Annotated in this window: 16 protein-coding genes; 12 read left to right on the top strand and 4 right to left on the bottom strand. The window is 60.7% G+C overall.

What is annotated here, in order from left to right:
* Window position 1: 1 nt before the first annotated feature.
* From HCZ30_RS03020 to HCZ30_RS03010, 3 genes are all read right to left on the bottom strand, one after another.
* The gene (locus HCZ30_RS03020) at window positions 2-988 is read right to left on the bottom strand and encodes an imelysin family protein (protein ID WP_167636296.1); all 987 of its coding nucleotides are present in this window, start codon (window positions 986-988) and stop codon (window positions 2-4) included.
* Window positions 988-2,445, bottom strand: coding sequence for a di-heme oxidoredictase family protein (locus HCZ30_RS03015; protein WP_432442753.1), 1,458 nt, complete (start codon window positions 2,443-2,445; stop codon window positions 988-990). Before HCZ30_RS03015 ends, HCZ30_RS03020 begins: the two co-directional genes overlap by 1 nt.
* Window positions 2,446-2,621: 176 nt before the next feature.
* Window positions 2,622-3,893, bottom strand: a complete 1,272-nt coding sequence (locus HCZ30_RS03010) for an imelysin family protein (RefSeq protein WP_167636294.1) — start codon at window positions 3,891-3,893, stop codon at window positions 2,622-2,624.
* Between the two features lie 232 nt (window positions 3,894-4,125).
* Here HCZ30_RS03010 and HCZ30_RS03005 point away from each other — a divergent pair, with 232 nt between their 5' ends.
* The 6 genes from HCZ30_RS03005 (at window position 4,126) to preA (ending at window position 10,898) form a co-directional block, all read left to right on the top strand.
* Window positions 4,126-4,743: a CDP-alcohol phosphatidyltransferase family protein gene (locus tag HCZ30_RS03005; RefSeq protein WP_167636293.1), complete on the top strand. Its 618-nt coding sequence runs from the start codon at window positions 4,126-4,128 to the stop codon at window positions 4,741-4,743.
* The gene (locus tag HCZ30_RS03000; protein ID WP_167636292.1) at window positions 4,743-5,939 is read left to right on the top strand and encodes an ABC transporter substrate-binding protein; all 1,197 of its coding nucleotides are present in this window, start codon (window positions 4,743-4,745) and stop codon (window positions 5,937-5,939) included. The genes HCZ30_RS03005 and HCZ30_RS03000 overlap by 1 nt, the downstream gene beginning before the upstream one ends.
* Window positions 5,940-7,583 carry an ABC transporter permease subunit gene (locus tag HCZ30_RS02995; RefSeq protein WP_167636291.1) on the top strand — a complete coding sequence of 548 codons (1,644 nt, stop codon included), beginning with the start codon at window positions 5,940-5,942 and terminating at the stop codon, window positions 7,581-7,583.
* A complete protein-coding gene (locus HCZ30_RS02990) occupies window positions 7,576-8,202 on the top strand; it encodes an ATP-binding cassette domain-containing protein (RefSeq protein WP_167636290.1) in 627 nt (208 codons plus the stop codon). The genes HCZ30_RS02995 and HCZ30_RS02990 overlap by 8 nt, the downstream gene beginning before the upstream one ends.
* 80 nt (window positions 8,203-8,282) lie before the next feature.
* The gene (locus tag HCZ30_RS02985; RefSeq protein WP_167636289.1) at window positions 8,283-9,596 is read left to right on the top strand and encodes an NAD(P)-dependent oxidoreductase; all 1,314 of its coding nucleotides are present in this window, start codon (window positions 8,283-8,285) and stop codon (window positions 9,594-9,596) included.
* On the top strand, window positions 9,597-10,898 hold the full coding sequence (gene preA / locus HCZ30_RS02980; protein ID WP_167636288.1) for an NAD-dependent dihydropyrimidine dehydrogenase subunit PreA: 1,302 nt from the start codon (window positions 9,597-9,599) through the stop codon (window positions 10,896-10,898).
* Between the two features lie 29 nt (window positions 10,899-10,927).
* On the opposite strand, the gene HCZ30_RS02975 is transcribed toward preA, so the two are convergent.
* A complete protein-coding gene (locus HCZ30_RS02975; RefSeq protein WP_167636287.1) occupies window positions 10,928-11,539 on the bottom strand; it encodes a TetR family transcriptional regulator C-terminal domain-containing protein in 612 nt (203 codons plus the stop codon).
* A 181-nt stretch (window positions 11,540-11,720) separates the two neighbouring features.
* Here HCZ30_RS02975 and HCZ30_RS02970 point away from each other — a divergent pair, with 181 nt between their 5' ends.
* The 6 genes from HCZ30_RS02970 (at window position 11,721) to HCZ30_RS02945 (ending at window position 18,267) form a co-directional block, all read left to right on the top strand.
* The gene (locus tag HCZ30_RS02970) at window positions 11,721-12,977 is read left to right on the top strand and encodes a Zn-dependent hydrolase (protein ID WP_167636286.1); all 1,257 of its coding nucleotides are present in this window, start codon (window positions 11,721-11,723) and stop codon (window positions 12,975-12,977) included.
* Between the two features lie 227 nt (window positions 12,978-13,204).
* Entirely contained in the window at window positions 13,205-14,665 is a 1,461-nt protein-coding gene (gene hydA, locus HCZ30_RS02965; RefSeq protein WP_167636285.1) for a dihydropyrimidinase, read from the top strand.
* A 17-nt stretch (window positions 14,666-14,682) separates the two neighbouring features.
* A complete protein-coding gene (locus HCZ30_RS02960; protein ID WP_167636284.1) occupies window positions 14,683-15,456 on the top strand; it encodes an ABC transporter ATP-binding protein in 774 nt (257 codons plus the stop codon).
* Window positions 15,449-16,396: an ABC transporter permease gene (locus tag HCZ30_RS02955; protein ID WP_167636283.1), complete on the top strand. Its 948-nt coding sequence runs from the start codon at window positions 15,449-15,451 to the stop codon at window positions 16,394-16,396. Before HCZ30_RS02960 ends, HCZ30_RS02955 begins: the two co-directional genes overlap by 8 nt.
* Window positions 16,393-17,238, top strand: a complete 846-nt coding sequence (locus HCZ30_RS02950) for an ABC transporter permease (protein WP_167636282.1) — start codon at window positions 16,393-16,395, stop codon at window positions 17,236-17,238. Before HCZ30_RS02955 ends, HCZ30_RS02950 begins: the two co-directional genes overlap by 4 nt.
* A gap of 45 nt (window positions 17,239-17,283) precedes the next feature.
* Window positions 17,284-18,267, top strand: a complete 984-nt coding sequence (locus HCZ30_RS02945) for an ABC transporter substrate-binding protein (RefSeq protein ID WP_167636281.1) — start codon at window positions 17,284-17,286, stop codon at window positions 18,265-18,267.
* Window positions 18,268-18,368 lie beyond the last annotated feature (101 nt).

Here is an 18,368-nt window from a genome sequence, read left to right as displayed (position 1 = left end):
GTTAGTCTCCGTCGGCCGAATTGAAGCCCGCCTCGATCCCGAGAACAGAGCCTATTTCGACCTCAATTGCAGTTTTTACGTTCACGACATTGTCGCGCAGGATTTGCAGCTTCAGCCATTCGCCGCTGTCCTCTTCGATCGACGCTAAGGTCGGATCACTGATCTTTTCCAGCGTCGCCTGAGCGGTTTCGAGGTAGCCGAAGGTCTGCGGCAGATCGCTTCCCATCAGCAGCAGCGCGTCGGCAACCATCGCGTTCAGCGAGATGTCGATGTTGCGCAGCGGGCGGCCCGAACGCCATGCCTCGGCGCGGGTCGGACGGGGGCGGTCGAATTCACCCAGCGGGCGGTCGATACGGACATTTTCCAGCGTCTCGATACCCGAAATGATCTGAGTATAGAGAACCTGAAAACCATCCATCTCGGTCATCGTCTTGCCGTCAGCCTTGGGCGCATCGCCTTTAAGGATCGGCGCGTAATCTTCGGCCCACGCGGTGCTTTGACGTTCGGCTTCGGTCGCGAGGTCGAGGGCAATCGCGGCGACCAGATCGCAGGTGTAGCTGTCAGCGCCGTAGGTATCGAAGCGTTCGTCATAGAGCAGCATGTCCAGCGCAAACAGACCTCGACCGGCGATGGATACCGTGGCGAAATCCTCGGCATCGTTGATCACAGGGTCTTCGTCGGCGATCAGACCCGACAGCGTTTTCGGCACGAAACCACGGTCATCCGGCCAGAACGCTACGTGCAGCGCGCCTTCTTCGGTCGGCCCCACGCGGAGGTGCTGGACCTTCATCCACGCATCGAACGTTGCCTGATAGTGCGGCACCACAGCGCCGGGAGTGCAATCCTCGGCGGCGGCGTCGGCCATCGCGCGGGCGGAGGTGGCGAAATTGGCAAAATCAGGCAGGATTTTCTGGTCGACCACCGTGTCCACATCCGCAAAAACCGGAGTGGCGATGGTCGCGGCCAGAGCAAAGAGAATTGTGCGCATCAAAGGCTATCCAAATATGCGAGCAGCGCCTCGCGATCTTCTTTCGGCATTTCCACGACGGTATCTCGGGCCGCTTGCGCCTCTCCGCCATGCCACAAGATAGCTTCGAGGACATTGCGGGCACGGCCGTCGTGCAAAAAGAAAGTGTGGCCGCTGACACGTTCGGTCATTCCCAGTCCCCAGAGTGGAGCGGTGCGCCATTCGGTGCCCGTCGCGCGGGCCTCGGGGCGGTGGTCGGCCAGACCTTCACCCATGTCGTGTAGCAGGAAGTCCGAATAAGGCCAAACCAGCTGGAAGGATTGTTCGGGCTGATCCTCCAGTCTGTTGGTCACAAATTTGGGAATATGGCAGCTGGTACAGCCTGCGCTGTAAAACAGCTCCTTGCCGCGCAACACCTGAGTGTCCGACACATCGCGGCGGGCAGGCACGGCGAGGTTGCGGCTATAGAACGTCACAAGGTCGAGGCCCTCGGCATCGATCTCCAGACCGTCGCGATCCTCGTCACCGCCGTCGATCAGCTCGCGGCAGGCAATCTGGCGCTCGGTGCACTCACCGTAGCCGCCATCGTGGAGCGGGTTGGAGATGCCGATGTCACCGGCAAACGCATCGGCGGACTGCTGGCGGATCGTCGGCGAACCGGCCTTGAGGCCAAAGCGGCCGAGCATCGGGCGTTCGAACTCCGACGACCAGACAATATTCGGGCGACCGGAAATACCGTCGCCATCGGCGTCGTCTTCATCCGCATTGGCGAGGATATCTTGCGCAGGGATCGCTTCGACCAGCCCGAGGCCGATCATCTGCGGCGCGATCCGCGGGGACAGCATCGCATCGGGGTGCAGCGGCCCGTAGCCGAGATCGGCAGCGGTATAAGTCGGAGAGCGGAGCGAAACAGTCTCTCCACCAGCCAGTTCGACCTCGATTTCTTCGTACTCGATCTGGAGTTGATATTCGGCAGGCTGGCCCGCGACGGCGAAGTCCTGAAGCTGGAAGCCGTAGTTTGGATCGGGATCGACCTGAATGTAATCTTCGATCTCGGCAATCGCGTCATTTACATCACCGGGGATGGAGATACGCAGGAACATGGAAACCGCGTTATCGTCGGGACCGTTCGGCGTGTGGCCGCGTCCGTCCTTGAAGTGGCAATTCTGACAGCCGCGCGCGTTGTAAAGCGGGCCAAGGCCGTCCGAAGCGAGCGTCGACGACGGAGCGGACACCCAGATCTTGCGGAAAAGGCCGTTGCCGACTTTGAAGTCCAGCTCGCGGTCAAACGGCATGTTGCCGGAGGACTGGGAAAACGCGTCCGCATTAGTGCGCGCTCGGACAGTGGCAGCGCCTGCGGGGTTTTCTTCGAAGCTCTCGGCTTCGGTAAAGTCGGTCGTTGGGGCGACGACGGCGGCGATGCGCTCTGCTTCGGCTTCGGTACGCGGCACCACGTTTAAGTGGATGTCGTCCAGCATACTGTAGTCAGGATTTTCAGCGAGCGACCCCGTGCCCGTCAGGGCTATGAGCGCAATAAGGCTGAGTTTCGGTGCAAAGCGGAGGGAAGATGGCATCGTCCGGCTACTCCCAATTTTAATCAAAAACGGCGTAGGGCCGATGTGGCCCTACGCCTGTTCAAAAACCAAGGCAAGTCTTACTGGAAAACGCCTTCGACCGCGCTCGGATCGTCGAGGCTGTCGGAGCCTTCGAATGCGATCGAGTCGAGGTCGAGCGATGCCACAACGGCTTCGATGGTCGAGGTCTGGTCGATCAGCGCGTTGACGGCGCCCATGATCAGCTCTTCACCTTCTTCGTTGCCGCGAGCGAGCATCTGGTCGTAGGACATGCCGTTCTCGGCTGCCGCTTTGACGTCGCCCAGCGCAGTGACCGATGCGTCCAGTTTGGCCTTCATCTCTGCGTCCAGTTCGGCGTTGTTGGCCGCAACGAGGTCGGACACCGAAGCGCCTTCGACAACGGTGCCGTCAACGCGGGTGTAGTGACCGAGGTAGGCGTTCTGGATGCCGAGGCCGTCGTAATAGTGCGAGTTGTGCGTGTTGTCCGAGAAGCAGTCGTGCTCTTCCTCGGGGTCGTTCAGCATGACGCCGAGGCGCATACGCTCACCCGCCAGTTCGCCGTAGGACAGCGAGCCCATGCCGGTCAGGATAGCGATTAGGCCCTCGCCTTCGTTTGCCAGAACTGCTTCGCGCGCTTCGCCGCCTTCGGCCCACTGGCCAGCCATGTATTCGAGGTCCGACACCAGCAGTTCGGTCGCCGAAGTCAGGTAGTCCGCACGGCGGTCACAGTTACCGTTGGTGCAGCCTTCGCCCTGGACGTAGTCGGTGAATTGACGGTCGCCTGCCCCGTGCTCGGTGCCGTTAAGGTCTTGACCCCAAAGCAGGAATTCGATGGCGTGGTAGCCGCGAGCGACGTTGGTTTCGATGCCGTCGGCTTCGTTCAGCGTGTCGCCGATCAGTTCCGGAGTGATGTGGGTCGCGTCAACATGGACGCCTGCCAGTTCGAACTGTGCGTTGCCGATGACGTTCAGCGCGGCAAACTCGTTCTCGTCGGTCGGGCCACCGTAGTTGGCATCAACGTAGTCGATCAGACCTTCGTCCAGCGGCCATGCGTTCACTTTGCCTTCCCAGTCGTCGACGATCGGGTTGCCGAAGCGGAACACTTCCGACTGCTGGTAGGGGTTGCGCGATGCCAGCCACGCGTCGCGGGCCGCTTGCAGGGTCTCTTCGCTCGGGTTAGCGATCAGCGCATCGACAGCACCCTGAAGGTCCTTCGCAGTGGTCAGCGAGTCCTCGTACACGGCAGCCGCGATATTGGCGTAGTTGTCCAGAACCGCCGCAGCGTCCTGTGCCGAGGCCATGCCGGCGGTGACTGTCAAAATGGCCGAAGTTGCAAGCAGCTTGCGGGTCATCACGTTATCCCTCTGAATTCTTGTTCGCGCTTAATGCTGGTTCCGCCTCCGCTGCGTGTAGCCGCAGGGGTGCGTTGTGATCTCGGCGCATACCTGACTGATTTAGTCGGTCGTGTCAATTCCGACTTATTTTGTCGGAATATGGTCGGCGTGTTGCAACCCCTCACATCACCGTAGGACGATTGCAGCGCCGCTCAGTTTTCGGCAAACTGCAGGAAATTCAGGATTAATCATGCTCGACGCCTATGCCCGCCGCCTCATCGATCCGCCGCTGAACCGCGCTGGGCGTGCTATGGCTTCGACGGGAATCACTGCAAATACCGTCACGCTCCTCGGGCTTTGTCTGGGGCTTTTGTCTGCCGCATCGATCGTACTGGGCTATTTCGGCGTAGCGCTTGTCGTGCTGCTTCTCAGTCGCATCGCGGACGGGCTCGATGGCGCTGTCGCCCGCGCTACGCAGAAGTCCGACTTCGGCGGATACCTCGATATCACCTGCGATTTCCTGTTCTACGGCGCGGTCCCGATGGCGTTTGTCTGGCACGATCCGTCCAATGCGGCTGCCGGAGCTTTCGTCCTAACCTCTTTCTATTTCAACGGTGCGAGCTTCCTCGGCTATGCGATCCTCGCCGAACGGCACGATATGGAGACAGAGGCGCAAGGCATCAAATCGCTCTACTACTCCAACGGGCTGCTCGAAGGGACAGAGACGGTGCTGTTTTTCGTTCTCCTCTGCCTGTTCCCGAGCGTGTTCCCCGCCCTATCTTGGGTCTTCGGCGGTCTGTGTTTTCTGACGGCCTCTTTGCGCCTTTATGGCGCGTCCAAGCTATTTTCCGATGGAAAGGACCATTGATGAAGTCTCCGCTCCTAGCTCTGGCGCTGATCGCCCCGACCGCCCTTTGGGCCGAAACCGACCCTGCGGATTGGGACGCCGTGGTTGAAGCCGCCAAGGGCCAGACGGTCTATTGGAACGCATGGGGCGGCTCCACCGCCACGAACGATTTCATCGCTTGGGTCGGTGATCGGGTCGAAGAAGACTTCGGCGTCATTCTCGAACACGTCAAGCTGACCGACACCGCCGATGCCGTCACCCGCGTGCTGTCCGAGCGTGATGCCGGCAAGGACGACGACGGCGCCATCGACATGATCTGGATTAACGGTGCCAACTTCGCCTCGATGAAAGAGGCAGGTCTGCTTTACGGTCCCTACGCCGAAAGCTTGCCAAATTGGGCCTATGTCGACACTGATGGCAAGACGGTCCGCACCGACTTTACCGTGCCGACCGACGGCTATGAAAGCCCGTGGGCCATGGCGCAGGTGGTGTTCATGTATGACACCGCTGACATGGAGCCCGTCGGCGATATGGCTGCCCTGCTCGACTGGACTGCCGCCCATCCCGGCCGTTTCACCTACCCGCAGCCGCCCGATTTCCTCGGCACGACGTTCCTCAAGCAGGCTCTCGTTGACCTGCTGACGGACCCGAGCGTTCTGCAAGAGCCCGCAACCGACGAAAACTACGCCGAGGTCGCTGCGCCGCTCTGGGAGTGGCTGGATGCGTTGACGCCGAACCTCTGGCGCGATGGCACCGTCTATCCGCAAACCGGCCCCGCGCAGCTACAATTGATCGCCGATCAGGAAGTCGACCTTGCCATTTCGTTCAGCCCGGGTGAAGCGTCTACCGCGATCGCGAACGGCCAGTTGCCGGATACCGTGCGGACCTTCGTGCTGGACAAAGGCACCATCGGCAACGCGTCCTTCGTGACGATCCCGTATAACTCCGGCTCGAAGGAAGGCGCGATGGTCGTGGCCGATTTCCTGATGTCGCCCGAGGCGCAGGCACATGCACAGAACCCCGACGTTCTCGGTTACGGTACCGTGCTCGACATGGCGAAACTGGACGACGCCCAGCGCGCCGCGTTCGAGGAACTGGACCTCGGCATCGCAACGCTCAGCCCCGCCGAATTAGGCTCTGTTCAAGCGGAACCGCATCCAACGTGGATGACGCGCATCGCCGAAGACTGGGACGCCCGCTACGGCGTTACGCAGTAAGTGGTTCGCCTGCTGGTCGCGCTTTTGCTGATCGGTCCGGTCGCTGCCGGACTGGTCGGCGTCGTGCTTCCAGCCTTCGGATATTTCCCCTCCATCGGGAGGACGACCTTCGGTTTCGACGCTTTCCGAGAGCTGTTTATGTGGCCCGGCTTTGTGCCGTCGGTCCGTTTGTCCGTGACGACCGGATTGGGCGCCACGGTGCTCGCAGTGATCGGTGCCTCCCTGATCTCCGCCGCTTTGGTCGGCACGACATCGTGGCAACGACTGCGCGTCATGCTCGGCCCATTCCTCGCCCTGCCCCATGCGACGGCAGCATTCGGGCTGGCCTTCATCATCGCGCCCTCGGGGCTGATCGTTCGCCTGCTGGCAGTGCTTTTCGGTTGGGATCGGCCGCCGGACCTTGTGATCATCAACGACCCATTGGGCCACGCGATGATCCTCGGCCTCGCGATGAAAGAGATCCCGTTTCTCCTACTGATGATCATCGCCGCCTTGCCCCAGAGCGATTTTGACCGCCGCCTCCAAGTATCCGGAGCGCTGGGTTATGGACGGATCGCGGGGTGGTTTCTAACCGTTTGGCCCGCGATTTACGGACAGATCAGACTGCCGGTGTATCTCGTACTCGCGTACTCGATCTCTGTCGTCGATGTGGCGATCATCCTTGGGCCGACGACTCCGCCTCCGCTCGCCGTCGCGATCACGCGCCTCATGAACGATCCCGACCTTGCGATGCGCAGCAAAGCCGCTGCGGGAGCGCTAGTGCAGCTCGGGTTGGTCATGGCCGCATTCAGCATCTGGTGGGCGGTTGAACGCATGTGCCGCGCATTCCGCAACGGCATCATCAACGGCGGTGGGCGGTTGCCCTCTGCCGAGGTGACAAAGCCCTTTGGCAAGGCGACCGCCTACGCAATCACGGCCATGTTGATCATGGGCATAGTGATCGCGGCGTTGTGGTCCGTGGCGGGGTTTTGGGGCTTCCCCGATCTGCTGCCCAACAGTTTCACATTGCGCAGCTGGGCCAGACGGGATGCCTTGATCGACGCTGGAATGGAGACTGTCTTGATCGCTGGTGCTGCCGTAGTCGCCGCGCTTCTGATCGCACTCTCGCTCACCTACACGGACCGGAAACTGCCTACGTGGCTCCTCTATGCTCCGCTCATCGTACCGCAAGTCACGTTCCTTCCGGGCCTGCAAACACTGATGCTTTTCGCGGGGCTAGAGGCAGGCTTCTTCCCCGTCCTTATCGTCCACCTGATCTTTGTGCTGCCCTATGTCCTGCTGACATTCCAAGGCGCATCGGACGCTTGGGACCGACGATTTGCGGTCATCGGTGCGGCGCTGGGCCGTTCTCGTGTCAGCATCTTCGTCAGGCTCCAACTCCCCATGCTGATCGGCCCGCTCCTCGGCGCGCTCGCCATTGGTTTCGCGGTGTCGGTCGGGCAATACCTCCCCACTTTGCTGATTGGCGGCGGACGGGTGGAGACGTTGACGACAGAGGCCGTCGCGCTCGCGTCAGGTGGCGACCGCAGGCTGATCGGGGTCTATGCCGTGGCCCAAACCATCGCGGCGCTGCTGCCGTTTGTGATCGCGGCGCTGCTGCCGGCAATCGTCTGGCGCAACCGGAAAGGAATGACGCATGGCTGAACGCACTTTGATGCTCGACGACGTGCGCATTTCGCTTGGCGGAACCGAGCTACTTGCCGTCGATCTCACCGTGAACGCGGGCGAAGTCGTCACGATCATGGGCCCGTCCGGCTCCGGCAAATCGACGCTTCTGGCGTGGCTTACGGGCAACCTGCCCAGCGCCTTCGCCGCGTCGGGCCGCGCGTTGCTGGGCGGTACGGACATCTCGAACCTGCCGCCGGAACAGCGCCGCATGGGCATCCTGTTTCAGGACGACCTGCTTTTCCCGCACATGAGCGTCGGCCAGAACCTGTCGTTCGGACTGCGGGGACCGGACCGCAAATCACGCATCGCTGACGCGCTGGCATCCGTCGGTTTGGAAGGATTCGAGGGTCGCGATCCGGCCACTTTGTCGGGTGGACAGCGGTCCAGAGTGGCCCTGATGCGCATGTTATTGTCCGAACCTAAGGCCCTTTTACTCGACGAACCGTTCGCAAAACTGGACGCGGAGCTACGTGGGCAGGTTCGCGATCTCGTCTTTAAACACGCAAAAAATCAAGGACTTCCGGTTCTCATGGTCACGCATGACGTCGCGGATGCCGAGGCTGCCGGAGGGCGGGTTATTACCCTCCGTTCATAAACCGCCTAAAATTTACCGTTTGATAAAAAATGGACCTGTGTAATGCTTTGAAAAAAACCAAGGCACGACAGGGAGCCAACATGACCTCGCCCATGACCCCCGGCATTGCAGCCGGTCGATTGAGCACCGAGGAGATCGCAGCCAATTTTGCGGATCTTCACCCGCAGTTCGACGCGCACGAAGCGCAAGTCGCAGCTGACCGGTGCTATTTCTGCCACGACGCGCCGTGTATGACGGCCTGCCCGACGAGCATCGATATTCCGTTGTTCATCCGGCAAATCCAGACGGACACGCCCGAAGCGGCGGCCAAGACGATTTTTGAACAAAACATTCTTGGCGGCATGTGCGCGCGGGTCTGCCCGACCGAAACGCTCTGCGAAGAGGTCTGTGTTCGCGAAGCCGCCGAGGGCAAGCCGGTTGAGATCGGTCGCCTCCAGCGCTATGCGACCGACACGCTGATGGCCAAGCAGAGCCATCCGTTCAGCCGTGCGCCCGAAACCGGCAAGCGCGTTGCTGTCGTCGGTGCCGGTCCTGCGGGTCTGGCCTGTGCTCACCGCCTTGCGATGAAGGGCCACAGCGTCACGATCTACGACGCAAAACCCAAGCCCGGCGGCCTCAATGAATACGGCATCGCCGCATACAAGACCCCGCATGATTTTGCTGCAAAAGAGGCCGATTGGCTGATGCAGATCGGCGGGATCGACCTGCGCACCGGTATCTCGATCGGTTCGGACATCACGTTCGACGAGCTGCGCGGCGATTTCGACGCGGTGTTCCTCGGCATCGGTCTGGGCGGCGTGAACGCACTGCGTACGGGTGGTGAAGAGCTGGCCACCGACGCGGTCGAATTCATCGCGGACCTTCGTCAGTCGAGCGACCTGAGCGCCCTGCCCGTCGGCCGCAATGTCGTGGTCATTGGTGGCGGCATGACGGCTGTCGACGCAGCCGTGCAGTCCAAGCACCTCGGCGCGGAAAACGTCACGATTGCTTACCGCCGTGGCCGTGAAGCCATGCCGGCGAGCCGCTACGAACAGGACCTCGCCGCTGCGAACGGCGTGAAGTTGATGTTCAACGTGATGCCGTCTTCGCTGGCCGAGGGCGAGATCACGCTCGAATATACCAGCGTCACCGATGGAAAGCTTTCGGGTACTGGCGAAACGGTCACTATTCCGGCGGATCAGGTGCTCAAAGCCATTGGCCAGACCCTGACCACGGTTAGCGGTGTTGCAGTCGAAGGTGGCAAGATCGCTGTGACCGGCGCGGGCCGTACGAGCATTGATGGCGTCTGGGCTGGCGGCGATTGCACCAACCTTGGCGAAGACCTGACTGTCTGGGGCGTGGCCGAAGGCCGTGACGCCGCCGAAGACATCCACACAACTCTGATGGGGGCGTAAATGGCTGACCTCACGACAGATTTTCTGGGTATCAAATCCCCGAACCCGTTCTGGCTGGCCTCCGCGCCGCCGACCGATAAAGAATACAACGTCCGCCGCGCCTTTGAGGCCGGTTGGGGCGGCGTCGTCTGGAAGACCCTCGGCTCCGAAGGTCCGCCTGTCGTCAACGTCAATGGCCCGCGTTACGGCGCGATCTGGGGTGCGGACCGTCGTCTGCTCGGTCTGAACAACATCGAGCTGATCACGGATCGACCGCTTCAGACCAACCTCGACGAGATGACCCGCGTCAAAAAGGACTACCCCGACCGTGCGCTGATTGCCTCGATCATGGTGCCATGTGACGAACAGTCGTGGAAAGAGATCCTGCCCCGCGTCGAAGACACCGGCGCTGACGGCATCGAACTGAACTTCGGTTGTCCGCATGGCATGGCCGAACGCGGCATGGGATCGGCTGTCGGTCAGGTCCCGGAGTACATCCAGATGGTCACCGAGTGGTGCAAGATGTACTACTCCAAGCCCGTTATCGTGAAGCTGACGCCGAACATCACCGACATCCGGAAGCCGGCCCGTGCGGCAAAAGCAGGCGGTGCGGACGCTGTCTCGCTGATCAACACCATCAACTCGATCACATCAGTTGATCTGGACCAGATGGCACCTGAGCCAACCATTGGCGGCAAAGGTACGCACGGCGGCTACTGCGGTCCGGCCGTCAAGCCGATCGCGATGAACATGGTGGCCGAGATCGCGCGCGATCCGGAAACGCACGGCCTCCCGATTTCGGGCATCGGCGGCATCACCACATGGCGTGACGCGGCAGAGTTCATGTCGCTGGGCGCTGGTAACGTTCAGGTCTGCACCGCGGCCATGACCTACGGCTTCAAGGTCGTTCAGGAAATGATCAGCGGTCTGTCGCAGTGGATGGACGAAAAAGGCTACAAATCGACCGCCGATTTCGTTGGCATGGCGACCCCTAACGTCACCGACTGGCAGTACCTCGACCTCAACTACGTCACCAAGGCCAAGATCGATCAGGACGCCTGTATTTCGTGCGGTCGCTGCTTCGCAGCCTGTGAAGACACCAGCCACCAGGCCATCCTGATGAAGGAAGGCCGCGTGTTCGAGGTGGACGACGGCGAATGCGTTGCATGCAACCTCTGCGTCAACGTCTGCCCCGTCGAGGACTGCATCACCATGGTCGAACTGCCCAAAGGCGAGGTTGACCTGCGTACGGGCCAGAAACGCGGCGACTACGCCAACTGGACGACCCATCCGAACAACCCGTCGTCGACGGCGGCGGAATAATCAACAGTGGTGGCCCCGTTACGGGGCCATCATTTCGGCGTCAGCATCGAAATGAAAAGGTAATCGAGGTATTTTTGCGCCCCGTCGAACGGGTCCTTGCCTTCCATGATCGTGTCGACCTGCACCGCGAAGTCCGCATAGTGCTGGGTCATCGACCAGATCGAGAAAATCAGATGGTAAGGATCGACTTCGGCAATGCGGCCTTCTGAAATCCACTGACGGATCAGCGCACATTTTTCGTCAACGAGTGGTTTCAGTTCGTCGCTAAGTGCATCGAGGATGCGCGGGGCGCCCTGAAGGATCTCATTCGCAAAGAGACGGCTTTCACGCGGATATTCGCGCGACATCTCGATCTTGCGGTGAACATAGGACAGGATTTCCTCGATCGGATCGCCGTCGTGCTCCATCTCCCGCAGAGGGTCGAGCCAAGTGTCGAGCAGCATCTCCAGCAGTTCGACGTGGATCGCTTCCTTGGACGGGAAATAATAGAGCAGGTTCGGTTTCGAGAGGCCCGCAGCCTCGGCGATCTGGTCCAATGTCGAGCCGCGGAACCCGTACTTGGAGAACACGTCCAGACCTGCGTCCAGAATGGTCTTACGGTTCTTTTCCTGAATGCGGGTACGTGGCTGGGTTTTGGTCATTGGCCCCGATTTCCTCTTCATTACTGCATAAACAATTAGCGGTTTTTTCCTGCTGATGCCAACGCGATACCGGAACGCTTGACTGGATTTGACCCTTTGATAGCGTTCATTTGACCGATTGGTAAAACACGCAAGCGTTTTTGCACAAAACAAACGCGGCACAAAAAACAGGGAGGCTGACATGACAGCGACCTCACCAGCCGAAAATATGCAGATCAACGGCGACCGTCTGTGGGAGAGCCTCATGGAAATGGCCAAGATCGGACCGGGCATTGCGGGCGGCAACAACCGTCAGACCCTCACCGATGATGACGCCAAAGGCCGCGAGCTTTTCCAGAAATGGTGCGAAGACATCGGCTGCACGATGGGCGTGGACAAGATGGGCAACATGTTCGCCACCTACCCCGGTTCCGATCCCGACGCCCTGCCCGTTTATATGGGCAGCCACCTCGATACCCAGCCCACGGGCGGCAAATACGACGGCGTTCTGGGCGTGCTCGGCGGACTTGAAGTGCTGCGGACGATCCATGACCTCGACGTGAAAACCAAACACCCGATCGTTCTGACCAACTGGACGAACGAAGAAGGCACCCGTTTCGCTCCTGCCATGCTGGCCTCTGGCGTCTTTGCTGGAATGCACGAAATGGACTGGGCTTACGATCGCGAGGATGCCGAGGGTAAGAAATTCGGCGACGAGCTTCAGCGTATCGGTTGGGTCGGCGACGAAGAGGTCGGCACCCGCAAGATGCACGCGATGTTCGAGTTGCACATCGAACAGGGTCCGATCCTTGAGGCCGAAGAAAAAGACATTGGCGTCGTCACTCACGGCCAAGGTCTGTGGTGGCTGCAAGTCACGCTCATGGGCAAGGACGCGCACACGGGTTCGACCCCGATGCATATGCGGGTGAACGCGGGCCTCGGCATGGCGCGGATTACGGAGCTTGTTCACACCGTGGCCATGGACAACCAGCCCGACGCGGTTGGTGCCATCGGCCAGTGCAACGTCTATCCCAACAGCCGCAACGTGATCCCCGGCAAGTGCGTGTTCACCATCGATATCCGCTCTCCGCATCAGGAAAAGCTGGACGGAATGAAGGCGCGGCTTGAGGCCGAAGCCCCCAAGATCGCCGAAGAACTCGGCCTCGGTATCGAAATCGAACCCGTTGGCCACTTCGATCCTGTCACCTTTGACGAAGGCTGCGTGACTGCTGTCCGCAACGCCGCCGAACATCTGGGCTATTCGCACATGGATATCATCTCGGGTGCGGGTCACGATGCCTGTTGGATCAACCGTGTCGCGCCGACGTCTATGATCATGTGTCCGTGTGTCGACGGCCTGTCCCACAACGAGGCCGAAGAAATCAGTCAGGAGTGGGCCGCGAAAGGCACCAACGTCCTCCTGCACGCCGTGCTCGAAACGGCGGTCGTCACAGGCTAACCTGAAATCAACGCTGCGCGGGGTCATCCCATGGACCAGTCAAACAAGATCGGAACAGGACTACGGAGCCATCACGCTCCGTCGTTCCCGCGCGGCAGCACCCATTTAGGCAAGAAGACCCGCGATCAAATGCAGGCGTACAAAGCCACCAACAGAAACTGACCAGCCGCCGTCCCGCGCCGCATGGTCGGGCAGGGACGCGCAGCACACCAACAGCCGGAGGTCCCATGTCCAACTCTACCGTCATCAAGAACGGCACTATCGTCACCGCTGACCTGACTTACAAAGCCGACGTCCTCGTCGAAGACGGCGTCATCACCCAGATCGGGCAGGGGCTGTCCGGTGATCAAGAGCTCGACGCGACCGGCTGCTACGTCATGCCGGGCGGTATTGACCCGCACACCCACCTCGAAATGCCGTTCATGGGCACCTATTCGACCGACGATTTCGAAAGCGGCACCCGCGCGGCGCTCGCTGGCGGCACCACGATGGTCGTCGACTTCGCGCTTCCGTCGCCCGGTCAGGGCCTGATGGACGCGATCCAGATGTGGGACAACAAATCCACCCGCGCCAACTGTGACTACAGCTTCCACATGGCCGTGACGTGGTGGGGCGAGCAGGTTTTCAACGAAATGGAAACCGTCGTCCGCGAAAAAGGTATCAACACTTTCAAGCACTTCATGGCCTACAAGGGTGCGCTGATGGTGAACGACGACGAAATGTATGCGTCGTTCCAGCGCCTGTCGGAGCTTGGCGCCATCGCGATGGTTCACGCGGAAAACGGTGACGTGGTTGCCGAGCTTTCCGCCAAGCTTCTGGCCCAAGGCAACACTGGCCCCGAAGCCCACGCCTATAGCCGCCCAAGCCAGGTCGAGGGCGAGGCCACCAACCGTGCGATCATGATTGCCGACATGGCCGGCGTGCCGCTTTATGTCGTGCACACCTCCTGCGAGGAAAGCCACGAGGCCATTCGCCGCGCCCGTATGCAGGGCAAGCGCGTTTGGGGCGAGCCGCTGATCCAGCACCTGACGCTCGATGAAAGCGAATACTTCGATAAGGACTGGGACCACGCCGCCCGCCGCGTGATGTCGCCGCCGTTCCGCAACAAGAAGCATCAGGACAGCCTCTGGGCCGGTCTTCAGTCGGGATCGCTGTCGGTTGTCGCGACCGACCACTGTGCATTCACCACCGAGCAGAAGCGTTACGGGGTAGGGGATTTCACCAAGATCCCGAACGGCACCGGCGGTCTTGAGGACCGTATGCCGATGCTCTGGACCCACGGCGTGAACACCGGCCGCCTGACGCCGAACGAATTCGTTGCCGTGACCTCGACCAACATCGCCAAAATCCTGAACTGCTACCCCAAGAAAGGCGCGGTGCTCGTCGGTGCGGATGCCGACCTTGTTGTCTGGGATCCGGAGAAAGAAAAGACAATCGCGGCATCGACCCAGCAGTCCGCAATCGACTACAACGTCTTCGAGGGACAAAAAGTGAAGGGCCTGCCGCGCTTCACGCTGACCCGCGGGCAAGTTGCGCTCTATGACGGCGAGGTCCGCACGCAGGAAGGCCACGGTAAGTTTGTGAAGCGCGAGCCGAACACCGCTGTGAACACCGCTCTCTCGAAATGGAAAGAACTTACCGCCCCGCGTCCGGTCGAACGTACCGGCATTCCCGCGACCGGCGTTTAAAGAAAGACGAATACCGGATGAGCGTCATCGAAGCCAAAGGGCTCAACCTCACCTTTCAAACCAACGACGGGCCGGTCCACGCCCTCAAGGACGTGAACCTGACCATCGAGAAGGGCGACTTTGTTTCGTTCATTGGCCCCTCGGGATGCGGCAAGACGACGTTCTTGCGGTGTGTCGCGGGCCTTGAACACCCGACGGGCGGTACGCTCTCCGTCAACGGAATGACCCCTGACGAAGCGCGGAAGGCCCGCGCTTATGGCTACGTGTTTCAGGCGGCTGGCCTTTATCCGTGGCGGACCATCGGGCGGAACATCGCGCTTCCACTCGAAATCATGGGCTATTCCAAGTCCGAACAGGCCGAGCGCGTCAAACGCGTGCTCGATCTGGTCGAACTCACTGGTTTTGAAAAGAAATTCCCGTGGCAGCTATCGGGCGGGATGCAGCAGCGTGCGTCCATCGCGCGTGCGCTGGCCTTCGATGCCGACATCCTGCTGATGGACGAACCCTTTGGCGCGCTTGACGAAATCGTCCGCGACCGTCTGAACGAAGAGGTTCTGAAGCTCTGGAACAATACGGGCAAGACCATCGGTTTCGTCACCCACTCCATCCCCGAAGCAGTGTACCTGTCGACCAAGATCGTCGTGATGTCCCCGCGTCCGGGGCGGATCACTGACGTAATCGAAAGCACTCTGCCGCGCGAGCGTCCGCTCGATATCCGTGACAGTGCCGAGTTCATCGCCATCGCGCACCGTGTGCGTGACGGTCTGCGTGCGGGGCATATGGATGAATAAACTCGGCCCCGTCATTACCGTAATCCTTGCGATTGTCGCGTTCTGGTATGTCGCGGCGGTGCCGATGAATGTGCAGGAAACGCTGACTGCCGCCGAACGGGCAGGGGTTGCCGTGACCCCCGATAACGCTCGCGCCCGCTCCGAAGCAGGTCGCTGGTCGCTGGTGTTCCAGAATTTGGACGCGCTGGGCGGTAGCTGGAGCGTCGATCGCGCGCGCCTCCCCAGTCCGCACCAAGTGCTGACCGAGATCTACAACTCCACGTGGGACGAGGAGGTCAATGGCCGCCGCGGTATCGTCAACTCGGGCAGCTTCTCGAACCGCAGCCTCGTCTACCATTCGGGAGTCACGCTGGGCGCGACCGTGCTCGGCTTCCTGATCGGTGCGGGCTTCGGCATCCTGCTCGCGGTCGGTATCGTCTACAGCCGCACGATGGACCGCAGCGTCATGCCGTGGGCCATCGTCAGCCAGACCATTCCTATCGTCGCGCTCGCGCCGATGATCATCGTGGTCCTCTATTCCATCGGGATTGGAGGCATGATGCCCAAAGCGGTTATCAGTGCCTATCTCAGCTTCTTTCCTGTCGTCGTCGGTATGGTGAAGGGCCTTCGCAGTCCTGATCACATGCAGCTTGATCTGCTGCGCACCTATAACGCCAGCAAGTCGCAGGGATTCTGGAAGCTGCGTCTGCCCGCGTCGATGCCGTACCTGTTCACCTCGCTCAAAATCGGCATCGCGGCCTCGCTGGTCGGTGCCATTGTGGGCGAGCTTCCCGTGCAGCGCGGCGGACTTGGCGCGCGGATGCTGTCGGGCAGCTATTACGGCCAGACCGAACAAATCTGGGCCGCTCTGTTTGTGGCCGCTATCCTTGCGGCGCTGATGGTTGCTATCATCGGCTGGATCGAAGCGCGGACCCTCAAGCGGATGGGGATGGCTGTATGACTCTGGTAATTCTCGCTCTCGTCATCTGGGTTGCTGCTTGGGCGCTCAACGCGTGGCTGTCGAACGGTCCGCTGTCCAATTCGCGGATCGCGGGCATCGCTGTGCCGCTCATTTTCGGCGCCACTGTGCTGATCGTGTGGGAGCTCGTCGTGCGCGGCATGAATGTCGCTGCGGTGATCCTGCCGCCACCTTCGGTGATCGCCGGAACCTTCGCGCAGAACCTGCCGACGCTTTGGGCAGACGCTGTCCAGACCATCGGCAAGGGCGCGGTGTCGGGCTACATCATCGGCTGCGGCTCGGCGTTCATCGTCGCGATCATCGTGGACCGTTACGATTTTCTGCGCCGCGGGCTTTTGCCGGTCGGCAACTTCATGGCCGCGCTTCCGATTGTGGGCATCGCGCCGATCCTCGTGATGTGGTTCGGCTTTGACTGGCAGTCCAAATCTGCCGTGGTCGTTGTGATGGTGTTCTTCCCGATGCTGGTGAACACGGTGGCGGGTCTTCGCGATACGTCCGCGATGCAGCGCGACCTGATGCACACCTACGCCGCCGGTTATTTCCAGACGCTGATCAAACTGCGTCTTCCGGCTGCGATGCCTTTTGTTTTCAACGGGCTTAAAATTGCGACAACGCTGGCACTTATCGGTGCAATTGTTGCCGAATTCTTCGGATCACCCGTGCTTGGTATGGGTTTCCGCATCTCCACCTCTGTCGGCCAGCTCGCGCTTGATATGGTCTGGGCAGAAATCGTGGTGGCCGCTTTGGCGGGCAGTGCCTTTTACGGCCTGATCGCCTTGATAGAGCGGGGGGTGACCTTCTGGCACCCGTCGCAACGAAAGTAACCGGCGCAAAGACCGGACAACATCAACCGACTAGGAGGTCGTATCATGAAGAAGTACCTTGCTGGCGCCGTCGCGGCTCTGTGCACTGCCTCGGGAGCTTTTGCTGCCGATGACGTTACTCTCCAGCTCAAGTGGGTCACGCAAGCCCAGTTCGCTGGCTACTATGTGGCTCTGGATCAGGGCTTCTACGAAGAAGCCGACCTGAACGTCACCATCCTGCCGGGCGGTCCGGACATCGCACCGGGTCAGGTTCTGGCCGGTGGCGGCGCTGACGTGATGGTCGACTGGCTTCCGTCGGCACTGGCTGCCCGTGAAAAGGGTCTGCCGATCGTCAACATCGCCCAGCCGTTCAAAACCTCGGGTCTGATGCTGACCTGCTGGAAGGATAGCGGCATCACCGGTCCCGAAGACTTCGCGGGCCACACCCTCGGCGTCTGGTTCTTCGGCAACGAATATCCGTTCCTGTCGTGGATGAGCCAAGAAGGCATCTCGACCGATGGCGGCGAAGATGGCGTGACCGTTCTCAAGCAGGGCTTCAACGTCGACCCGCTGCTCCAGCGTCAGGCTGACTGTATCTCCACAATGACCTACAACGAATTCGGTCAGGTGCTCGAAGCTGGCGTCACTGAAGACGAGCTCGTGACCTTCAAGTACGAAGACGTGGGTGTCGCAACCCTCGAAGACGGTCTCTATGTCCTCGAAGACCAGCTCGAAGATCCGGCGTTTGTTGACAAGATGGTGCGCTTCGTTGCCGCTTCGATGCAAGGCTGGAAGTGGGCCGAAGAGAACCCCGAAGAAGCTGCAATGATCGTTCTGGACTACGACGAAACCGGCGCCCAAACCGAAGAGCACCAGATCTACATGATGGGTGAAGTCGCCAAGCTGACCGCCGGCTCGAACGGCGCTCTGGACGAAGCCGACTACCAGCGTACCGTCGACACGCTGCTGGCAGGTGGCTCCGATCCGGTCATCACCATGGTGCCCGAAGGCGCATGGACCCACGCCATCACCGACGAAGCGCTAAACTGAGCCTCGCGCTGATTTGAAAAGGACGCCTCGCATACTGCGGGGCGTCTGTGCGTTTTCGCCGCTGTTCGCGATAGACGTGTCCCATCTTTCGCGATAACGAT

This window comes from Marivivens donghaensis (genome assembly GCF_011806565.1).
In the GTDB taxonomy this organism is placed as follows: Bacteria; Pseudomonadota; Alphaproteobacteria; order Rhodobacterales; family Rhodobacteraceae; genus Marivivens; species Marivivens donghaensis_A.
Note: the sequence above shows the minus strand (reverse complement) of the source record. Positions and strands in the feature narration are given on the sequence as shown.